The 19,046-nt window shown below is 50.4% G+C and carries 14 protein-coding genes and 1 other RNA gene; 11 read left to right on the top strand and 4 right to left on the bottom strand.

Features of this window, described 5'->3' with window-relative positions:
* Positions 1–257 precede the first annotated feature (257 nt).
* The 3 genes from ACN0YR_RS22780 (at position 258) to ACN0YR_RS22770 (ending at position 6,339) form a co-directional block, all read left to right on the top strand.
* Positions 258–3,569: a PSD1 and planctomycete cytochrome C domain-containing protein gene (locus ACN0YR_RS22780; protein WP_417851511.1), complete on the top strand. Its 3,312-nt coding sequence runs from the start codon at positions 258–260 to the stop codon at positions 3,567–3,569.
* 26 nt (positions 3,570–3,595) lie between these two features.
* Entirely contained in the window at positions 3,596–5,011 is a 1,416-nt protein-coding gene (locus ACN0YR_RS22775; protein WP_417851510.1) for a DUF1501 domain-containing protein, read from the top strand.
* 215 nt (positions 5,012–5,226) lie between these two features.
* Positions 5,227–6,339, top strand: a complete 1,113-nt coding sequence (locus tag ACN0YR_RS22770) for a Gfo/Idh/MocA family protein (RefSeq protein ID WP_417851509.1) — start codon at positions 5,227–5,229, stop codon at positions 6,337–6,339.
* Between the two features lie 254 nt (positions 6,340–6,593).
* On the opposite strand, the gene ACN0YR_RS22765 is transcribed toward ACN0YR_RS22770, so the two are convergent.
* Positions 6,594–7,886, bottom strand: coding sequence for a polysaccharide biosynthesis/export family protein (locus tag ACN0YR_RS22765; RefSeq protein ID WP_417851508.1), 1,293 nt, complete (start codon positions 7,884–7,886; stop codon positions 6,594–6,596).
* A gap of 594 nt (positions 7,887–8,480) precedes the next feature.
* Here ACN0YR_RS22765 and ACN0YR_RS22760 point away from each other — a divergent pair.
* The 3 genes from ACN0YR_RS22760 (at position 8,481) to ssrA (ending at position 12,198) form a co-directional block, all read left to right on the top strand.
* A complete protein-coding gene (locus ACN0YR_RS22760; RefSeq protein WP_417851507.1) occupies positions 8,481–9,782 on the top strand; it encodes a hypothetical protein in 1,302 nt (433 codons plus the stop codon).
* Positions 9,783–9,940: 158 nt separating this feature from the next.
* Positions 9,941–11,500, top strand: a complete 1,560-nt coding sequence (locus ACN0YR_RS22755; RefSeq protein WP_417851506.1) for a hypothetical protein — start codon at positions 9,941–9,943, stop codon at positions 11,498–11,500.
* A 342-nt stretch (positions 11,501–11,842) separates the two neighbouring features.
* Positions 11,843–12,198: a transfer-messenger RNA gene (gene ssrA / locus ACN0YR_RS22750) on the top strand.
* Between the two features lie 368 nt (positions 12,199–12,566).
* On the opposite strand, the gene ACN0YR_RS22745 is transcribed toward ssrA, so the two are convergent.
* A complete protein-coding gene (locus ACN0YR_RS22745) occupies positions 12,567–12,836 on the bottom strand; it encodes a hypothetical protein (RefSeq protein ID WP_417851520.1) in 270 nt (89 codons plus the stop codon).
* Here ACN0YR_RS22745 and ACN0YR_RS22740 point away from each other — a divergent pair.
* From ACN0YR_RS22740 to ACN0YR_RS22730, 3 genes are all read left to right on the top strand, one after another.
* Positions 12,723–13,046 (top strand): hypothetical protein, encoded by a 324-nt coding sequence (locus tag ACN0YR_RS22740; protein ID WP_417851505.1) that lies wholly within the window; start codon positions 12,723–12,725, stop codon positions 13,044–13,046. The two genes, ACN0YR_RS22745 and ACN0YR_RS22740, sit on opposite strands and share 114 nt — an antisense overlap.
* Positions 13,047–13,132: 86 nt before the next feature.
* Positions 13,133–13,753 carry a hypothetical protein gene (locus ACN0YR_RS22735; RefSeq protein ID WP_417851504.1) on the top strand — a complete coding sequence of 207 codons (621 nt, stop codon included), beginning with the start codon at positions 13,133–13,135 and terminating at the stop codon, positions 13,751–13,753.
* A gap of 15 nt (positions 13,754–13,768) precedes the next feature.
* A complete protein-coding gene (locus ACN0YR_RS22730) occupies positions 13,769–14,218 on the top strand; it encodes a hypothetical protein (protein ID WP_417851503.1) in 450 nt (149 codons plus the stop codon).
* Between the two features lie 1,344 nt (positions 14,219–15,562).
* Here ACN0YR_RS22730 and ACN0YR_RS22725 read toward each other — a convergent pair.
* A complete protein-coding gene (locus ACN0YR_RS22725; protein ID WP_417851502.1) occupies positions 15,563–17,167 on the bottom strand; it encodes a DNA cytosine methyltransferase in 1,605 nt (534 codons plus the stop codon).
* Positions 17,168–17,524: 357 nt separating this feature from the next.
* Between ACN0YR_RS22725 and ACN0YR_RS22720 the strand changes: the two genes are divergently transcribed.
* Positions 17,525–17,743, top strand: a complete 219-nt coding sequence (locus ACN0YR_RS22720) for a hypothetical protein (RefSeq protein WP_417851501.1) — start codon at positions 17,525–17,527, stop codon at positions 17,741–17,743.
* Positions 17,740–17,943, top strand: coding sequence for a DUF2997 domain-containing protein (locus ACN0YR_RS22715; RefSeq protein WP_417851500.1), 204 nt, complete (start codon positions 17,740–17,742; stop codon positions 17,941–17,943). Before ACN0YR_RS22720 ends, ACN0YR_RS22715 begins: the two co-directional genes overlap by 4 nt.
* Here ACN0YR_RS22715 and ACN0YR_RS22710 read toward each other — a convergent pair.
* Positions 17,940–18,758: an endonuclease/exonuclease/phosphatase family protein gene (locus ACN0YR_RS22710; RefSeq protein WP_417851499.1), complete on the bottom strand. Its 819-nt coding sequence runs from the start codon at positions 18,756–18,758 to the stop codon at positions 17,940–17,942. The genes ACN0YR_RS22715 and ACN0YR_RS22710 overlap by 4 nt on opposite strands.
* Positions 18,759–19,046 lie beyond the last annotated feature (288 nt).

Below are 19,046 nucleotides of genomic sequence, written 5' to 3'. Positions count from 1 at the left end.
GAACTTCACGGACACAGGAAGCCGGACGCAGCAAGCCGGGCACGGCGAGCATATTAAATGAAGTAAGCATTCTGTCTCCTGGGAATGAGCCATTGATAAATTGAAAGCAAAATTCACGGAGACGCAACAACACGAAAGTGTTCTAGCCCATGGAGCTGAGGTCGTTCCCAGCTCTGCTGAAATCCAGACGAGACAGGTTGACAGCGGTCTCATTCCTCTGTTGGTCAGTTGAGTCAGTCTCAGGGAATTCGAAGTCAATGATTGAACAAGATGTTCGAAAATTACTACTTGCTTCACTGGTCCTCGGGTGCGTCCTTGGATTGGTGCAGAAGACTGTGCAGGGCGAAGAGAGCACTGCCTTGATCGAGCAGTTTGAAAATGAAATTCGCCCATTGCTGATCGACCATTGCATCGAGTGTCACCAGCAGGATAACGATTCCGGTTCCCTGGTCATTAACTCCCGCAAAAGTCTTCTTGAAGGTGGCGATTCAGGGCCTGCAATTCAACCTGGAGATCCGGAACGAAGTCTGTTAATTCAGGCAGTTCATCGTTCAGGAGAACTGAAAATGCCTCCCGATGAACCGTTGACTGATCGCCAGATACAATCACTTGTTCAGTGGGTGAAAGCGGGGGCAGTCTGGCCAGATAAATCACCACCACTAGCGGAAACGGTTCATCAGAATGCTTTGAAACATTGGGCCTTTAAACAAGTCGTTCAGCCAGTTGTTCCTTCGTTTCCGGATAACAGCTGGATTCGAAATCCGATCGATGCATTCATTCTTCAGAAGCTGATTTCTAACGAACTCGAACCCTCTCCGGAAGCAGATTCTCGCACGTTGCTTCGTCGTTTAAGTTATACCCTGACCGGTTTGCCGCCGACTGCTGAGCAGGTCGAAGCATTCACCAACAATTTCAGTTCAAAAAACTATGAGAAGCAAGTCGATGAGCTTCTGGCCTCAGAACACTATGGCGAACAGTGGGCGCGTCACTGGCTGGATGTAGCGCGTTATTCAGATACAAAAGGTTATGTCTACGCCAGGGAAGAGCGCTTCTGGCCACATGCCTGGGTTTATCGTGATTGGGTAGTCGATGCCCTGAATGCGGACATGCCCTATGATCGATTCCTCTTGCTGCAGTTGGCTGCAGACCAAGTCGAAGACAGTCAGCGGCACGACTTGGCGGCTATGGGGTTTTTGACTCTCGGTCGTCGGTTTCTGGGAGTGAATCATCTCATTCAGGATGACCGGATTGATGTCGTGACTCGCGGAACGATGGGGCTGACAGTCGGATGTGCTCGATGTCATGACCACAAGTATGACCCGATTCCTACTGCCGATTATTATTCCCTGTTCGGAGTCTTCAACAACTCGGCGGAAAATCTTGTTCGTCTGTCCGATCCGGGAACTGAATCAGAAGAGTTCGAAGCCGAATTAAAAAAACGAATCGAAATTCAGGCGACAAGGTTTGCCGAGAGTCGAACAGAAACTTCCAACCGAGCGAGAAGTCGTGTTCGAGAGTATCTGATTGCTCAAACGGAACTGCAGAAGTATCCCCCCAAAGGCTTTGACCAAATCTTTTCAAAATCCGATCTCCTTCCTGCGTTTGTCTGGAAATGGGAACGCTATCTCGACGCTGCCAAACGGAACAATGACCCGATCTTTATTCCCTGGCATCGCTACGCTGCTCTGAACAAAGAATCATTTACCGAGCAGGCCGAGACTGTGACCGAGGGATTACACAAGGCCTCTTCAGTTCAAATGAACTCGCTGGTGCTTGCTCGATTCGGAACTCCGCCTGCTTCGTTTGTTGAAGTCATCAATCGTTATGCAGATCTTTTTGAAGAAGTTCGTGACGCAGCCCTGGAAGACTCGTTCCCCGGGACGTTTGAAAACCAGGAACGGGAAGAGATCCGGAAATTACTTTTTAGTGAGTCTTCTCCCTGTTTTATCCCAGATGAACCGATCGTTCATACCGAATTCTTCTTTGACTCATCAACGACAACGGAACTCTGGAAGTTACAGGGTGACGTCGATCGCTGGATTGTGGATTCGAAACGAGACGTCCCATTCGCCCTGGCGATGACAGATACGGTCGCTCCGAGTGATCCCCAGATTTTCATTCGTGGCAACCCTGTGAACGCAGGTCGTGTCGTTCCTCGTCAGTTTTTATCCATACTCTCCGGAGAAAATCGACAACCCTTCAAGACTGGGAGCGGAAGATATGAGTTGGCTCAGCACATCATCGATCCCAAGAATCCTCTCACTGCGCGTGTGATTGTGAATCGCGTTTGGACTCACCATTTCGGGCAAGGTCTCGTCTCGACTCCCAGCGACTTTGGGACTCGTGCAGAAACCCCGTCTCACCCGGAATTGCTCGACTGGTTGACTTACCGATTTGTTGAAAATGGCTGGAGCTTGAAAAGCCTGCATCGCTTGATTTTAACCTCAGCCACATATCAACAGCGTTCGCAGTTTGCAGAGAATGAAGTTGCTCTGCGTGCTGTGAAAGTCGATCCCGAAAACCGGCTGCTCTCAAGAATGAATTCACACCGCCAGACCTTCGAGGAGTTTCGAGACTCGTTACTGAGTGTGTCGGGCGAACTTCAACTTGAACTAAAAGGGAAGCCGAAAGATCTCTTTGCAAGCCCGTTCCCGAAACGTCGAACATTGTACGGACGTGTCGATCGACAGTATCTCCCCGGAACATTACGGGTCTTCGATTTCGCTAATCCCGATTTACATATTCCAAAGCGAAGCGAAACAACCGTTCCACAACAGGCGTTGTTCTATCTCAACCATCCCATGGTCTTAGAGCAAGTGCAGAGATTGGCGAATTCCGTCTCAGAGAAGAAAACAGCTGAAGAGAAAATCACTGCATTGTTTCAACGTACACTCCTAAGACTTCCGACGTCGATTGAACTCGCTGAGTCGTTGGCATTCATTGAATCTAACGAGAAGATCGATCAGCCCATTCCATCGGTCACTGCCAAAGACTGGTCCTATGGATTCGGAAAGTTTGACGAGGAGCAGAAACAGGTTGTCGGTTTCACTCCGCTGCCACATTATACCGGGGATGCCTGGCAAGGTGGTGTCAAATGGCCCGATCCCAAGCTGGGCTGGGTCCAGCTGACATCGGCAGGAGGCCATCCTGGGAATACTCGTGAGAAGGCTGCGATTCGGCGTTGGACAGCTCCGCGCGACGGGAACTTCAGCGTGACAACAAAGTTGACACATGAAGCCGCGCCGGGTGACGGCATTCGAGCATTCATCGTGAGTTCGAGCGAAGGGCTTCTCGCTTCTGCGGTTGTCCATCAATCTCAGGCAGAACCTGGCATTGATTCGATTTCGTTGAAGAAAGGCGAAACTCTCGACTTCGTTGTCGATATCAAAGATGTTTTGAACAGCGACCAGTACCTTTGGTCGGTCGATATTCAGGAAAAAATCTCTGAGTCCGGGACAACCTGGGATTCTGTCGCAGACTTCACTCCGAAGGAATTCGACCTGCTGACTTCGTGGGAGCAACTCGCCCATTTATTGATCTGCACAAATGAATTCCTCTTTATTGACTGAACCTCTTCGAAATTGAGAGTGTCGAGATGAACACAAATTCGCTGCTGAATTCATTGAATCGTCGAGAACTTCTCAAGCGTTCCGGGATGGGACTTGGATCGCTTGGACTGGCGAGTCTGTTGAATGATGATGCCCATTCTCTTCAGGCGGACGATGGACTGGTGACGAAGAAGTCTCCTCATTTCCCCGGCAAAGCGAAGCGAGTGATCCACTTCTTTCTCAACGGCGGTCCCTCTCATGTCGACACATTTGACCCTAAGCCAGCGTTAACGAAGTACGATGGGAAACTGCTCGAAAACACTTTGACCACTGAGCGTAAAACCGGCGCAGCGTATGCATCACCATTCCAGTTTCAGAAGTATGGCGAATCTGGAATTGAAGTCAGCGAACTCTTTTCGAAAACCGCTCAGCATATTGACGACATCGCTGTCATTCGTTCCATGTCTGCAGAGGTCCCCAATCATGAACCATCGTTAATGCTCATGAACTGCGGAGATTCCGTGCAGGCTCGACCGAGTGTGGGGGCCTGGGTGCTGTATGGTTTGGGGACTGAAAATCAAAATCTGCCCGGCTTTATCGCCATGTGCCCGAGTGGATTGCCCATTAAAGATAATGAAAACTGGCAGGCGAGTTTCCTGCCCGGTGCTTATCAAGGGACATTTGTCGATTCCCAACATACTGAGATCAGCAAGCTGATTGAAAATATCGACCATCCGCACATCTCTCGGAAGGACCAACGCCGACAACTCGATCTGCTCAATCGCTGGAATCAACGCCATCTTGAGACTCGCAACGACGATCGGCTCAATGCGAGAATTCATTCGTACGAGCTTGCTTTTCGGATGCAGCAGGATGCCGCGGTCGCCTTTGATATCTCAGACGAACCAAAGCATATTCAAGAAGCTTACGGTTCAGAAGTTCACGGTCGCCAAACATTGATTGCACGTCGACTGTTGGAACGCGGTGTACGATATGTTCAGCTCTGGCATGGAGCGGGCCAACCATGGGATAATCATGACAACATCGAAGCCAACCATCGTAAGCTCGCGTCGCAAATCGACGGGCCCATCGCAGCATTGCTCTCGGATTTAAAACAACGGGGAATGCTGGAAGAGACACTCGTTGTCTGGGGCGGAGAATTCGGTCGGACACCGACCGTTGAGCTTTCAAGCGAAGGAAAGTCGAAACTGGGCCGAGATCATAATCACTACGGATTCACCGTCTGGATGGCGGGTGGCGGGATCAAAGGAGGGACAGTTTATGGTGCGACAGATGAATTTGGGTTTGCTGCGACTGAGAACCGAATGACTGCTCACGATCTTCATGCAACCATGCTGCACACTCTTGGTTTTGACCACGAGAATCTGACGTATCGCTACGCCGGTCGCGACTTTCGATTGACAGATGTGCATGGTCGTGTGATTCGTGAAATCCTAAGTTAGATCGTCATCTCTATTTTTCGTTTCCGTGAAGGCTACTTTCTCAACTTCTGAAACGGTACGACGATTCCCTGATTCTTCCGCATCGACTTTATCGGTTTTCCACTCCTCGATCCGACTCATTAAGGATCACCAATCTTTTGCAGCTCGAACAATTCATCCCACTCAACTCCAACACCACCAAAGTCTCAGCCTGAGAACACAAGGAGATAGAAGCAATGCCGAAGAAGTATCGAGTGGGAATCATTGGGGCGACTGGCAAAGGAAACTACGGGCACAGTGTCGACAAAGCGTTTACAAAGCTCCCAAACATCGACATCGTTGCAGTGGCAGACGACAATACTGCGGGACTGGCAGCGGCGAAAGAGCGGCTCAAAGCCAAGTCGACCTACTCCGACTACAATGTAATGCTGCAGAAAGAAAAGCTTGATATCGTAGCGATCTGTCCCCGCTGGATCGATCAGCATCACGCAATGCTCATGGCTGCTGCCGAAGCTGGCTGTCATATTTACACGGAGAAACCATTTTGCCCGACCCTCAAACTCTCTGACGAGGTTGTGCAAAACCTGGAGATGAGACATCTCAGCCTTGGGATTGCACATATCAGCCAATACTCGCCAGTGCTGGATGTCGTCCTGGAGATTATCAAGTCTGGTGAAATCGGGGATGTTCTGGAGATTCGCGGTCGTGGAAAAGAGGACCATCGTGGTGGAGGTGAAGATCTGTGGGTGCTTGGTTCTCACGTCTTTGGATTGATGCGATCTCTCGCAGGAGGCCATCCCGTCTCTTGCACAGCGACAGTCACAAATGGCGGACAACCAATCGCCCCGAAAGACATCGTCCAGGGAGGCGAAGGATTGGGCCTGATTGCTGGAGATCATGTGCAGGCCCGTTACGATTTCGAAAACGGCATCGTCGGCTACTTTGCGTCAAAACGTTCCATGGGTGGGAAACCGTCGCGTTTTGGGCTGCAACTTTTTGGGTCCAAAGGAGTCATTGAAATGACAAGCGGGTATTTGACTCCGGCTTACATTTTGCGTGATAGCAGTTGGTCTCCCGGGCGAACAAGCAAAACGTGGGAGACGATCACATCGAACGGCATTGGAAAACCTGAGACCCGAAAAGATGGGAGCTACGAAGGGGGGCACATTGCAGCGATCAAAGATCTCATCGACAGTATAGAAATTCAACGGCCGACTCGCTTTACTGCAGAAGATTGCCGAGGCATCATCGAGATGATTGCAGCGGTTTACGAATCACAACGTATTGGAAAAACTGTCTCTATGCCTTTGGAAACTCGGGTCAATCCGCTCTCTTTGATGTCGCGATAGCGATTCGTCTTTCGAGTTGTGATGACTCCAACATTCCCGAAGACAGCCGGTCTGGTCGCCTGCTTGATGGACTAACAATTCTCCAACAGGTGGTTGAGTATGCAATCAGCAAGTCATCGCACTTCGCTCCCCTGAAAAGGGGCTTCTCAAAGCAGGGCATCTCAATGTTTGAGTATAATCCTTCCATCTCGCAAAACTGAAGGAGCGATCAATCAAAATACTCATCACGAGCGAGGCAGGCTTTGCAAACTGCTCTAGAAAGAGCTTCCGTTCTGAACTTGGTCAAGTAGGAAGTTAAACCCAATCACACTGATGGCTGCGTTGTAAAGTTCTTCAGCGAGTGTGTATCGAAGAATGAGAGTGTCGCCAGGTTGGACCAGGATTCGTTGCGACGGATTCTGAAGTGCTTCGTTAAGATCCACCCGAATCGGAATTTGTCCTCCGCATTCAAGCCGGCGAAGTACAATGAGGTCGGAAGGACTTTTTCCGACGCTCCTGCCAGAACCTCCTCCTCCTCCAAAGCCACCACCTTGTGAAATCCCGCCAATTCCAGTTCCACCGCTGGCAAATGTACCGCCAGCAAGTGCGACAGCTTCGACAACATCCAAGTCATAATCACGTGGCAGTAATTGTTCACCCCCATTGAGCAAGCCGCCAGTGTAGTATCGTTCTTGATCTCTGGCTGGGATGTAAACGATGTCACCTTCTTCAAGGATGATGTCTTCTTCTTTGAATTGTGGGATTTTTTCAGAGTAAAAACGGAGTGGAATTCTCGTAATAGTTGGACCATCCGGGATTGCTGGAGGGCATTCACATTCTGCTTTGCAATTTTTAATTGCAGCGATCATTTGATCTCGTTGGTAACCATCTTCGAACGTTCCTCGAATGATGAAGACTTCGTTGAGAGCATCCGTTCCTGGCAGGCCACCAGTCAGGTTGAGAGCGTGCATCACATCGTTTTCGTATGCAGGCAATTCAACCGTTGTCCCTGTTCCCCGCTTGCTAACCCCTTCGGCTCCACCACTCTCTTCACGAATGACCGTCACCTGAATTTCACGACGCCGCATCAGTGTGACAATCACCTTCGCTTGTTCGCTTTCAAGAATTTGATTTTTGGCATAGACCTCACGTATGAGATTCGTCGCTTCAACCACGGTCAAGTCATTGACGGGAATCGCGTCCACATAGGGAAGATCGACGGTTCCGTCTTCGCGGACCGGGATCGGGAAACCTAAAGCAGGTGCCTGATTTCCTTCTGTTGGAAAGTGAACTGGCGGCGAAGCATCCGGAGTTCCCAAGACATTTTCGATGTACACTCCCAGTACATCACCAGATGCGAGCCGATAGGCATCTACCTGATCTTGACGCAATCGTGAAAGAGAGATGTCTTGCATCTGCTCTTTACCACGTCCAAGGAATTCCTCAGGGACCCGATTTGCCGGGACCGCCTGAAGGTTGTCACAGAGTGAACAGCCATTCAGAAGAGCGACGCTCAAACAAATGACTCCAAACAGTTGTCGCTGTTGTGTTGCCATTAGTGATGACATGAAATTCTTCCTTGAGATGTAATCTACGACGCGTCCTTGCAAGCCCGATTCTTAAACCCTCGTAGATGAGGTCTACGTCTCGCACATAGAATTCAGGCCATTGAGAATCTCACACAAAACTGATGACATCGTTGTCCGTGACTGAAACGACAATCACTTGCTCAGTTCGGTTAGAGCTTCATACGTCTTACTATCGGACTTGACATCGGGGCTGAGTGATGAAAACTCATCTCAAAAATGCCTGTTTTGACGGGAAATTTGATTATCGGAGCTGCTAATTTCAATTGAAGAATCACCTACTTTCCAGAAACTACCAGACCGGACTTCCGTTCGATTTTCTTGGAGAATTCGGATGAAATGCATCTTTGGGCTCAAGCCGCTTTGCTCACCTCGCGAAGGTTTCCGGGAGAAAGACTCTGATGGGGAAAATTCAGGATCAATGAATTCAATTCAATTGGTTGTAAACATATCAGCAGAAGCAGATAATGATCGGCCCCGCAGCAATCTTCTTCATGAGCCTATAACTGAAGAGATTCCAATACTGTATTTTGATCTGAGCTGCTTCACCCACCTGTAAATCAAAACGGAAGAAATATGTTTCGTCCTGTTGTTCTTGCCTCTGTCGTCGTTGTACTGGCTGTTGCCAGTTTCGCGGTCCTGAGTGATCGCTCGTTACAGGCCGACCCCGCCCGAGATGTTGGCTCACTTCCCACGCAATGGTTCAAGGGGAATTTGCACACTCACTCACACTGGAGCGACGGCGATGATTACCTGGAGAACATCGGTCTCTGGTATCGTGAGCAAGGTTACCAGTTTCTTGTTTTCACCGACCATAACGTTCTCGCGGATAGCGAACGTTGGGTTGTTGTTGAAAAAACAAAGGGCAAGCAGAAAGCCTATGACAAGTTGAAGAAGAATTATCCTGATTGGATCGACGAACGAACAAAGGATGGGAAATTAGAGGTTCGCTTGAGGAAATTCACCGAGGTCTCTGAAAAACTCAATCGACCTGGGAAATATCTATTGATTCAAGGTGAGGAAATTAGCGACAGCTTCCATCGCCATCCGATTCACTTGAACGTGAGTAATGTGAAAGAAGTCATTGCGCCTCGCCATGGTTCCAGTGTCTTCGAGACGATACAGAATAATGTCGATGCAGCGATTGCTCAAAGAGAACGAACCGGACAAGTGATGATGATTCACCTCAATCATCCAAATTTTGGATACGCGATCACAGCTGAAGATCTCGTACGAGTTCAGGGAGAGAAATTCTTCGAAGTCTACAATGGACACCCCGGTGTTCATAACACTGGTGATGACACTCATGCTTCAACTGAACGAATTTGGGACATCGTCCTTTCACAGAGGCTGGGGAAATACGATCTGCCAATCATGTATGGTCTGGCAACTGATGATGGGCACAACTACCACAACATCCCCAGCCGAGCGAGTGAGCCTGGCCGTGGCTGGGTCATGGTTCGTGGAAAAGAATTAACAGCGGAAGCCTTAATTCGCGCGCTCGAAGCGGGGGATTTCTATTCCTCTTCTGGAGTCTCATTGAAGTCTTTTGAAGCGAAGAACGGACAAATGGAAGTCGTAATCGATCCTGTCGAAGGGGAGACTTACACCATCGAATTCATCGGGACACTCGAAGGAACTCCTCTTGAAGGTGAGCCTCTCCTCAACGACAAAGGTGAACCGCTTTCAACCACTCACAGATACAGCGCTGATCTCGGGAAGATTCTTCAGAAGAATGAAGGAACATCTGCGACATACAAGTTTACCGGCAAAGAACTTTATGTCCGTGCTCGTGTTACTTCCTCAGCAGATCATCCAAACCCTTCAGAGGTCGGCGATAAAAAACAGGCTTGGGTACAGCCCGTCGCTCCTGAATAATTGGCGAAGGATTAAGCACGAATTCAACAAGAAATTTTACGTGGCTGTAGTCGTGAAGCTTCTTGTGACCCATACTACTTTTCAAGAATCCGGTCGCTCGTTGATTCGTCGACCGGATTCTTTCGTATTGACGACATGTAAATCTCTGCGGAAACGAAATGATGATATCACTGAAACAAACAAATGGTCTTCACGAGATGAGAAGCATCCAATGCTTAAGCCGGTTAAATTTGCTAGTGCTTTCAGGACTGATTTTCCTCTCCTCGATTCAAACTATTCATGCAGCAGGCCTTCAAGCTGGAGCTGCGAAAGTTGATGTCACCCATCGTGACGCCGGCCCCGTCAACGATACACTTTATGCTCGAGCTTTGGTGATCAAGTCTGGTGAAACAGTAGCTGTGATCGTTTCAGTTGATGCAGTTGCAATCGGTGAAATCGGACCAATCAAAAACGACTATCTTCCATCGGTTCGAAAACAACTGCAAAGTAAACTAGGGATCGCTCCTTCAAACGTGATGATTAATGCCAGCCACTGCCACGGGATCGTCGTGCCGGATGTCGCTGACAGGACGGTTCAGGCAGTCACGCAGGCAATGGAGAATCTCGAACCCGTTCGCGTAGGCGTCGGGATCGGTCACGAAGACCGCATCCAGGAAAACCGACGACTGAAACTGAAAAGCGGCAAGGAAGCCGACGTGCGTCATGCCTATTCGCTTCCCGCTGACGAAGAAGTAGCTGAAGTTGGGCCAATCGATCCTCAAATCGGAATCTTGAAACTCGATCGGGAAGATGGGCGAACCCTCGCCGTCGTATACAACTTCGCCTGCCATCCTATCCAAGGTGTTCCTGGAGGAGCGAATACGGCAGACATGACTGGGTACTCATCGAAAGTGATTGAGGACAATCTTGCAGAGGGAGCAATCGCACTCTTCGTCCAAGGGTGTGGTGGAGATATCAACCCGATCGACTACAAAGATACTGATCATCCGCGTCATGCTGAGCCCTTAGGCAATATGCTTGGACTGAGCACGCTGCAAGCTGTTCGGAAAATTAAGTGTCAGGAGGACAATCGCCTCAAGGTTTTCAACGAATCGCTGACACTCCCGCGAGGTGACCGCGCCGAGCGTATCGCTCAGTTGGAAGCCAGGCAACGACAACTTGTCCAGTCGCTCGGCGGAACGAGTCTGAATCTCAAAACGTTTCTACCTTTAGTCATGAAATACAATTTGTCCGATGAGTTCCCCTCTTATTACTCACATCGCTACCTGCATGATGACGCCCTCGACAGAAAGACCCTCCGTCATCTTGATGCAGAAAACCGCCGAAACATTGAAGCCTACATCAAGAACATTCACACGATGGAAGAGCTAACTCGGGTCAACACAAATTTAAGACTGCTCAATAAACATCAGGCAAGTATGATTGCATCCGGAAAACGGACCATTGATGTGGAGGTCGGTGCGCTCCGAGTTGGAAATTTTGTCCTGGTTACATTCCCCGGAGAGTTGACGGTCCGAATCGGGTTAAACATCAAAAAAGCGTCGCCACATCAACCGACTTTTGTAGCAGGGTACACGAATGGATACATCTATTATGCACCGACCGCTGAGCAACTCTTGAACGTAGGCGGCGCACAAGAGGATAGCGATTGCATCCTCGCTCCCGAATGGCAGGAGATCTTCGAAAACAAAGTTGCAGCGATGCTCAAAGAACTTTAATGAACTCGAAAGAATCGCCAAGTGATTTAAGCCTCGAGAAATTTCTTCGCTTTGCAGCTGAATGAAAGTCGAATTCGCTGAAAACCCATTTTTCGTACACAAGGTTTGTTAAGCACTCACTCGCCAGTCAAATCCGTTCACCCATTCACGATCGCAAAATCGTTTCAGAGCTTTTTCGAGAATGATTTATGTTTCCTGCGTGGTGGCGTACCGCATTTCCTCTGACGAAAAGCATTATACATGTCCCCAAGGAACACTTCCTCAATTCGGGTCAACACTTATGAAATTCTGTGATTTTGCCCCTATGCTCTGGAACGTAGATTGCGTAAGATGTTAGTTCTCGGGGGCGATCGGATTCGACTGGTTTACCGCGGGTGAAGGTTGCGTGTCGTGGTTGATCGGCAGGCCACGTAAAAAGCTGATCACACAATAATTGCAAATAACCAATTTGCTATGGTTGCCTAATAGGCTTCCCCGAACAAGAAATCCCTGCCTGAGGAGTTCGAAGTTCGGTCACAAAATCAGGCTGGCTTCAGACCAATGGTTGCTACTTCTGAAGTAAGATTCGTTGCGACCTGCTCTGCCGGCGAGACCGTCGTTCGTCGCAAAGGCAGCTAAGACCAATAGAACGACTACACATGTAGACGCCTCACTTCAGGACTCACAGGACGCGGGTTCAATTCCCGCCGCCTCCACTAAGGCCAATTTGCGAATTGATCGCAAGTTGGCTTTTTTCATGCGCTTACGTCAAATCCCTGCTGCGAAAGGACTTCGGAAAACGCTCTGTGTCAGGTTAGCCCGCATTTCTCACGGGGTGATTTTGGAGGTCGTTTTTGGGGTGTTGGGGTGATTATTGGGAGTGATGGCTTGTTTTTGGAATCCTGACGAGATGCTTTGCTCTCAGCAAGCAACCAAGTTCAGTTGGTCACAAAAACCATCCCAGTAACATAAGAACTCACCCAAGCACCCCAAAAATCGACCGCCGAAACCGCGCAGTGAGAAATGCAGGTTAGCGGGACAGAAGTGGGTGTGGCTCCCAATTAAGGAGAGGAAGGGACAACCACGGTCACAGATCATAGGCTCCTTTCTTGTGGACCGGCCGATGCGTCCTGAATCGGCCGGTTGTGGAAAGATGGGCACGCCCTCTTGGTGAGCCGGAATTGGTCATGGCACCGTCGTCAGCGGGACGAAGATCAAGCGAAACACGCCCCTCTCGCCAAATTTGCGGGCCCATTTTGAGCGGTTCATTCAGAGTCTGAAGCACGAGTGTCTCGACAAGTTCATGATCGTGGCTCAGCGGCACCTGAACCACATCTTCCGCGAGTGGAGCGCCCACTCCAACACAGAACGACCTGATGAATTTCGCGACCATCTTCCGCCAGCGTGCGAGATACTTCCTGAGTCAATCAAGCCCATTAAAACCAACGACCTCGTCTGCAGATCCAGGCGGGGCGGACTGCTCAGTTCGTATTCGCGGCGGGCCGCAGAGTCATGTCCAGTGACCGTCAGGACAAGTCAAATGCAGCAAGGAGAAAAGACTGGCTGACAGCCGACACTCAATGATACAGCGAAAACACCTGTGCCTGTATTTTAACAATTGACACAGCTCCTTGTACCGCTATTGTATGCGACATGAGCAGGATTGAGAGTGGACGTCAGGTACTTCGCGATGCAGAGCAGGCGCTACAAAGTCTCCTCGCAGATGCGGCAACTGATGGGGATTACTCTGCTGTCCCACTATTGATGGATTGGGCCAGCCATTTGAGTGAACTTGCCAGTGAATCTGCTGCTCGTGGCCAGGCAAAAGCACCAAAGCGCGAAACTGCCGGTTCGGTTGCAAAACGCAAAGGCAAGAAGTCGCAACAACGCAAAACAAAGAAGAGAGAGGGGTATCCGAGATTCATCCGGGACGAAAACTGCCTAGTGAAAATTGGCTGGTCCAAAAGCGGTCGAGAGGAATACGAACATAGGGCTGACAAAGATTCGGTCGACTCAATCGTGTCTTCACTTGCTCGCGCAGGACGTCGAGGAAAGCGATTCTCAATGGAGAGTCTACTTCCCTGTAAAAAGTCTGACGGTACGGTCATTCCGGACTACCAGTCATACTTAACGCTGGCGTGGCTGCGCGAAGCGGAGCTGGTGTCTCAGCATGGGCGGCTTGGATATACGGTCCCTGACGGAGACAGCCTGCAGAGTGCCGTTGAAGATTGCTGGCTAAGGCTGGCCGAACGAACTTATGAAGGTCAAAACTAAGGTGAACATTTTATTGTGACTGATCTTTCCTGGAAGCGGATTGAACTCGGGCCCGGCAATCTTGGAATTGGCGACGCCGCAGCCCAGTTATTCGAAGATCGTCGTCAGATGCGTCTGGAAATCTTCGTAAGAGAAGACCTCCAGAACCGTGTCGATGCTCGAAAAGATGAATTCGGTCCCCCTGTTCGGGTCAGGATTTCTCTGCAGACTCTGTCTGCCAAGCTAATCGAAAAGTACTTTCCTGGAACTTTTCAAGACTGGTACTCTTGCACTAAGGCACAAATCTGCAATGTAGATGATGCCACGCGTGGCAACCAACAAATCGATGGCCTGTTTGCATTTGATGAGTCCCCTGTTCTTGTCACCCGGGACTTTGAGGGTACTGGTCTGAACGAGCCGATCAACGACATCGCTTCCGTAATGCCACTCAGTTGTGAAATGGTACAGCCACGCATCAAAATGTAGACTTCAACGAAAAAGGGCTTGTCTAATGGCCAAATGGCATTTCCAGCAACATGACGGTTACGGGGACATCGACCAGAGTTCGTCCGCCGAGGCGTTTGAAGGGGCGGCGGTCAAAGAACTCTCCACGAGCGTCGTTCGCGAGAGCGTGCAGAACGTCCTAGACGTGTCGCTTAATGCTTCCGAACCTGCTAGCGTTCGTTTTACAATCTTTGAATCATCCACATGCGACAATATCTGCGCTGACTGGTTCGACGGCCTGATGCACCACTTGCAACAGGAGGATGCCGGCGCACCCGAAGCACCGAATCCGGAAGACCCATGTCGAAGCCTGCTCATTGAGGACTTCAACACCAAAGGCCTTGTGGGAGACTATACTGCGCCCTACGTTCCGGGCACAGAAAACAACTTCGTCAATTTCCTTTATCACGACGGACTGACCGGAAAGAAGGGGAAGAGTCTCGGGAGCCGAGGGGTGGGAAAAATCGTCCTTTTGCTGGCCAGTCGTGCCCGGACGATCTTCGCATACACAATCCGTAACGACGATCCTGAAAGGCAGCCGATCCTCGTGGGGAAGTCCTTGCTGAAGTTCCGCCAAGTCGATGGCAAGTTGTATAAGCCTGCGAGCTATTACGTCGAATCGTGGCCTGAATTCGGCGCTCGTGAACCCGTCTCCAATAAAAAGGACCTGCAACGATTTAGAGACAGCTTTGCACTCTCCCGCGTGGAAAAGACCGGGCTGAGCGTCGTGATTCCCTATCTCGATACGAGCATCTCGTTGGATACGCTTCGTCGTGCTGTTGTGGAGGAATACCACTTCGCGATATTGAAAGGAAAGCTGGTCGTTGAGCTTTCAGATGGAGACTCAGTTGAGAGGATCGACGCCGATCGTATCCCCGATCTCGACGATGAGGAACTTTCTGCACGTGTTGCTCTTGCTCAATTTGCCATCAATAATCCCAATCCGGATTTGCAAACGGTTGCACCACCTGCCGGGAAACCTCAGAAGCTCAGCGACACAGTCGTTCCGGAGGATGTCCGCGGCGCAATCCTTGAGGCCCTGAAACAGCACGAACGGATCGCGATCCGCTGCCACCTGCATATTCACCCGAAGATTGGAGACCCCGTCGAGACTTCGTGCGACCTGTATTTCGAAGCGGTTGAGAACGTTCATCAGCGGCCCATGTTCGTTCGTGAACTGCTGCCAATCTCTGGGGAAGGGAAACGCTGCTCGCAACTCCGCTCGCTCGTTTTGATCCGTCCGGGGCCTCTCGCCGACCTGCTCCGTGCCGCCGAAGGTGCAAATCACACGCAGTGGAGTCCACGCACCGATAACTTCAAGAAGGCCTACAAGTCGCGACATAGTGAAATCGAGTTTGTCAGAAACAGTGTCAACGAACTCGTCGAAATCGCTCGTGGTAACGCCACCGAGCCAGTCGGAGGAATCTCAACATTCTTCTTCTCTGCGCCGCTCGACGACGAGGGCGGAAAGTCAAAGAACAAGGGCAAGAAGAAACCCGGTCCCAAGCCCGACACCCCGGATATCGTCGACGATGGCTTTCCGGCGATCTGGACACGAAAGCGATCATCAAAGTCGCCACTCGAAGCATTCTTGTGATTTGGCTGCAGGTCGGCGGGAAACTGAGAAAGCTTTGGTGAGACCCCATTCACTTTCGCATAACACGTGGCGAAGAGATAACGCGCCAGGTCTGTGTCCATATGACCACGGGTTGAATGATTGCAGACTCCTCCCAAGCGTAAATCCAGATACCAGTCTCTCAGTCTTGACGGAAGACTTGATTCTGTTTTCCAGGAAACAAACTCGCTTCCGCGATCTTCGGGAGAGGAATCGAGGTTGCTGACGATTGAAAGTATTTCATCACGGATACTTGGTATCGTCCCATTCGAGACCGACTTCAGCCAGCGACGTTCATCCTCTGGTGTTGATCTGACTGTCTGCTCAATCAGCGTCTGACGCCACAGCTCGGGGCTGTCCTTCAGGTTGATATAGCGGGAGCCGACGCGTTTCCGAGACAAGCCACTTCGCAGGGGAGGGAGACCTCCAACGATCTCAGCGACCGATGGTGCTTTAGACGGAGTGAGAAACGGTAATTCCACATCTCCAAGATCTTCCCGGATGCCAATTAGAAATACTCGATGACGGATCTGAGGAATGCCATGATGCTCACTCGCGACGAGAAAGTCGCCCGGTTGCCAAGCGCCATCGACCAGCGAGTTCCGCGGTTTGACCAGTGGGACGATTCTGTATCGTTGCGAACTATTGACACGCCGTTTCTCTCCAGAGGCCTCAAGCGGTGATTCGAGGTCAGTAATAATCTTTTCGAAAATCTTTTGATTATTGACTGTCGCAGACAGAAGACCTTTAACGTTCTCCATCACGAACACAGAGGGCCAGTGTTCCGCGATGATGCGGAGATATTCCTGATAGAGCGAAGATCTGTGGTCGTCTTCAATGCGGTAGTCAGCAATCCCCTTGTTACGGGCCCTTCCAGCGATTGAATATGCCTGACATGGAGGGCCGCCAATCAGAACCCAAGGTTGCTTCCTGTTTTTCACAGACTTTTGAATCGCACTGCCAATGAGCTTGTGCGATTCCTCCGATGCCCCCAGTTCAGCACAGACGGCTTCCTTTTCCGCCGTTTTCCATGCTGCCAAGACATTAGGTTTATTCTGCAGGCGTTCAGGCAGGTCTTCGAGCTTAAGTTCGCCTCGGAGAACCTGATAGTACTCCTCAGGCGCTGCCCCGACAGGAAACTGCCGGAGGAAGCTCCGAAGTTTCAATGTTTCGTGTGCGCGGGGATCCTTTTCGACAGAGAGCGAGATACGGAACGGCTGATACCCATCGCGTGTTCTAAATGAACTGAATCCTTCCCCCAGACCGCCAGGTCCGGCGAAAATATCGATTACTGGTATCTGTTCGATTTCTTCCATTCTTCAATCCCATTTCACAATCCACTCCGTCGCTTTGCTAATCAGCTGGTTCTCACACCTCCACATGATCCTTCGCGGTTGTTTCATGTAACGCCTTTTGCACGCAATTCGTTGAGCGATTACGCCAAGTTTTCCCTATGTTAAGCTGCCCTATGGAAACAGGAAGGCACAGGCGAAAAGTTTCGTAATTAAGTGGAAAGCTGGAGATATTCAGCCATAGAATTCCCCCCCCCCCGGTCCGATTGCTCGCATCACACGTATCGATTGTCGCCGTCATTGACAGCTACAGCAGGTTGTCTTCAGTGAAGTGAAGTTGTTCAGCAGTTCGGCGACCGGCTGGGCGGTGCGGTTGCCGGAGTGGCGGTATCCGGTCGTGGCCGACGTCAACACCGGCAAGCTGGCTACGACAGCTACGAATGTCGCTGGGGCGAGCAGAAGCAGCTCGATTGTTTCCTCCAAGGGTATGCGGTTGAGAAAGCAACCATCGAAGCGCGCAAGCAGGGCCATTCCGTGATCGAACAGTCACTGGAAGATGGCTCGATCAAGTTGACCGTCAGCGCCGGAGGTGCTGCATGAGCAGTTTCGGAAAAACCATCGAAATCACTGTCCTGCCCAACGGTCAGGCGAACGTCGAAACGAAGGGCTTCGTCGGGACGGAGTGTCGTCAGGCCAGTCAATTCATTGAACGAACGCTTGGTCAGCAGTTGGATGAAGTTCTCAAAGCGGAGTTTCATCAGACCGCCTCAATCAGTTCATCGCTCCACGAGAGAAATTAGCGTCGAACTATACTCAGGTCGACACACACTCCATTGTGGTCAGATACCGGTTTCCCCTTTAGGCAGTCAGCTTGCCAGGCATCAACGTGGACAACATGTTTTGTAAGTGAGTTCGAGACACAAAGATGGTCGACACTCGACTTCGATGGCAGTTGCCCGGTCTCATTAAAATCTCTTTCGGTAACACAATTCAAGCCCGATTGCTCAAGGCAGTCGGTCAGAAGTGTTCTTCCGTGATGAGTTCCATACCACTGTCTTCCCCAAGGCCAGACTTTGCCGTCACGACTTTGATTTAGGTCACCTCCAAAGCAAATGTGATGGGTTGGGTGCCGCTCGATCAATGTCTTCAGGTCGGCTTGATGCCGCTGAATTGATTCGTAGTGCAATTCCCAGCCTTTCCGTCCTTTGACCTTCATCCCACCTGAGTAATAGCTCATGCCTTGGGTTGCTGCATGCTGATAGGGAAGGACTGTTCCATAGACCAGAAAATCCCCCATGGGTGTTTCAAGTTCGACACAAACCGCTGATTCGGGATCATGCGTAGGGATGATTTTCCGTACTGGGAATCGTGACCAAATGATCGTTCGATGTTCGCCGTCATAGACACCTTCAGGAATTTTGCGGGAATGAATCGCCTCGTATTTATCACCGGGTGAAACCTGATCGTGAGCTTCAGTCAGAATCCATACGTCCGCATTTATCTTTTTCAGACGCTCTCGTTGCACCGCGACGCGTGGCTCATTCACGGATTGGGGACGTTCCAAATTCCAAGTTGCGATTCGTAGGTCGGAGTCAATTCGCTCTTTAATGCTCATTACACAAAAATTGTCTTTGTCATCAAGTTTCAATTGGAGAATACATGAGTCTTTCAAACACTTTATCAGAGTACGTGCGCGCGTGCTTCACTGGAAGGCGTTGCGAGTGATCGACGCAATGGCTCCCTCCCTCCATGACGGCCTGTCCGAGTTGTCCATTCCGTAAGCAGTGTGACGCCTGGTCCGGTTGACGAACACCATCCATTCATCCATCAACGACGACGACAACGAAAGCCTTCACCATGGAATCCATCTTCTCAATCGGCCTGATACTGACCCTCGGCTACT

The sequence above is a fragment of the Thalassoglobus sp. genome (assembly GCF_048270125.1).
Lineage (GTDB): Bacteria > Planctomycetota > Planctomycetia > Planctomycetales > Planctomycetaceae > Thalassoglobus.
This window is presented reverse-complemented; position numbering and strand designations above follow the sequence as displayed.

Excerpts from the sequence above, each read along its gene's own strand:
- ACN0YR_RS22725 (WP_417851502.1), bottom strand. The coding sequence starts at position 17,167 with ATGGAAGAAATCGAACAGATACCAGTAATCGATATTTTCGCCGGACCT.
- ACN0YR_RS22760 (WP_417851507.1), top strand. The coding sequence starts at position 8,481 with ATGTTTCGTCCTGTTGTTCTTGCCTCTGTCGTCGTTGTACTGGCTGTT.
- ACN0YR_RS22765 (WP_417851508.1), bottom strand. The coding sequence starts at position 7,886 with ATGTCATCACTAATGGCAACACAACAGCGACAACTGTTTGGAGTCATT.
- ACN0YR_RS22775 (WP_417851510.1), top strand. The coding sequence starts at position 3,596 with ATGAACACAAATTCGCTGCTGAATTCATTGAATCGTCGAGAACTTCTC.
- ACN0YR_RS22735 (WP_417851504.1), top strand. The coding sequence starts at position 13,133 with ATGAGCAGGATTGAGAGTGGACGTCAGGTACTTCGCGATGCAGAGCAG.
- ACN0YR_RS22755 (WP_417851506.1), top strand. The coding sequence starts at position 9,941 with ATGATGATATCACTGAAACAAACAAATGGTCTTCACGAGATGAGAAGC.
- ACN0YR_RS22770 (WP_417851509.1), top strand. The coding sequence starts at position 5,227 with ATGCCGAAGAAGTATCGAGTGGGAATCATTGGGGCGACTGGCAAAGGA.
- ACN0YR_RS22710 (WP_417851499.1), bottom strand. The coding sequence starts at position 18,758 with ATGAGCATTAAAGAGCGAATTGACTCCGACCTACGAATCGCAACTTGG.
- ACN0YR_RS22715 (WP_417851500.1), top strand. The coding sequence starts at position 17,740 with ATGAGCAGTTTCGGAAAAACCATCGAAATCACTGTCCTGCCCAACGGT.
- ACN0YR_RS22780 (WP_417851511.1), top strand. The coding sequence starts at position 258 with ATGATTGAACAAGATGTTCGAAAATTACTACTTGCTTCACTGGTCCTC.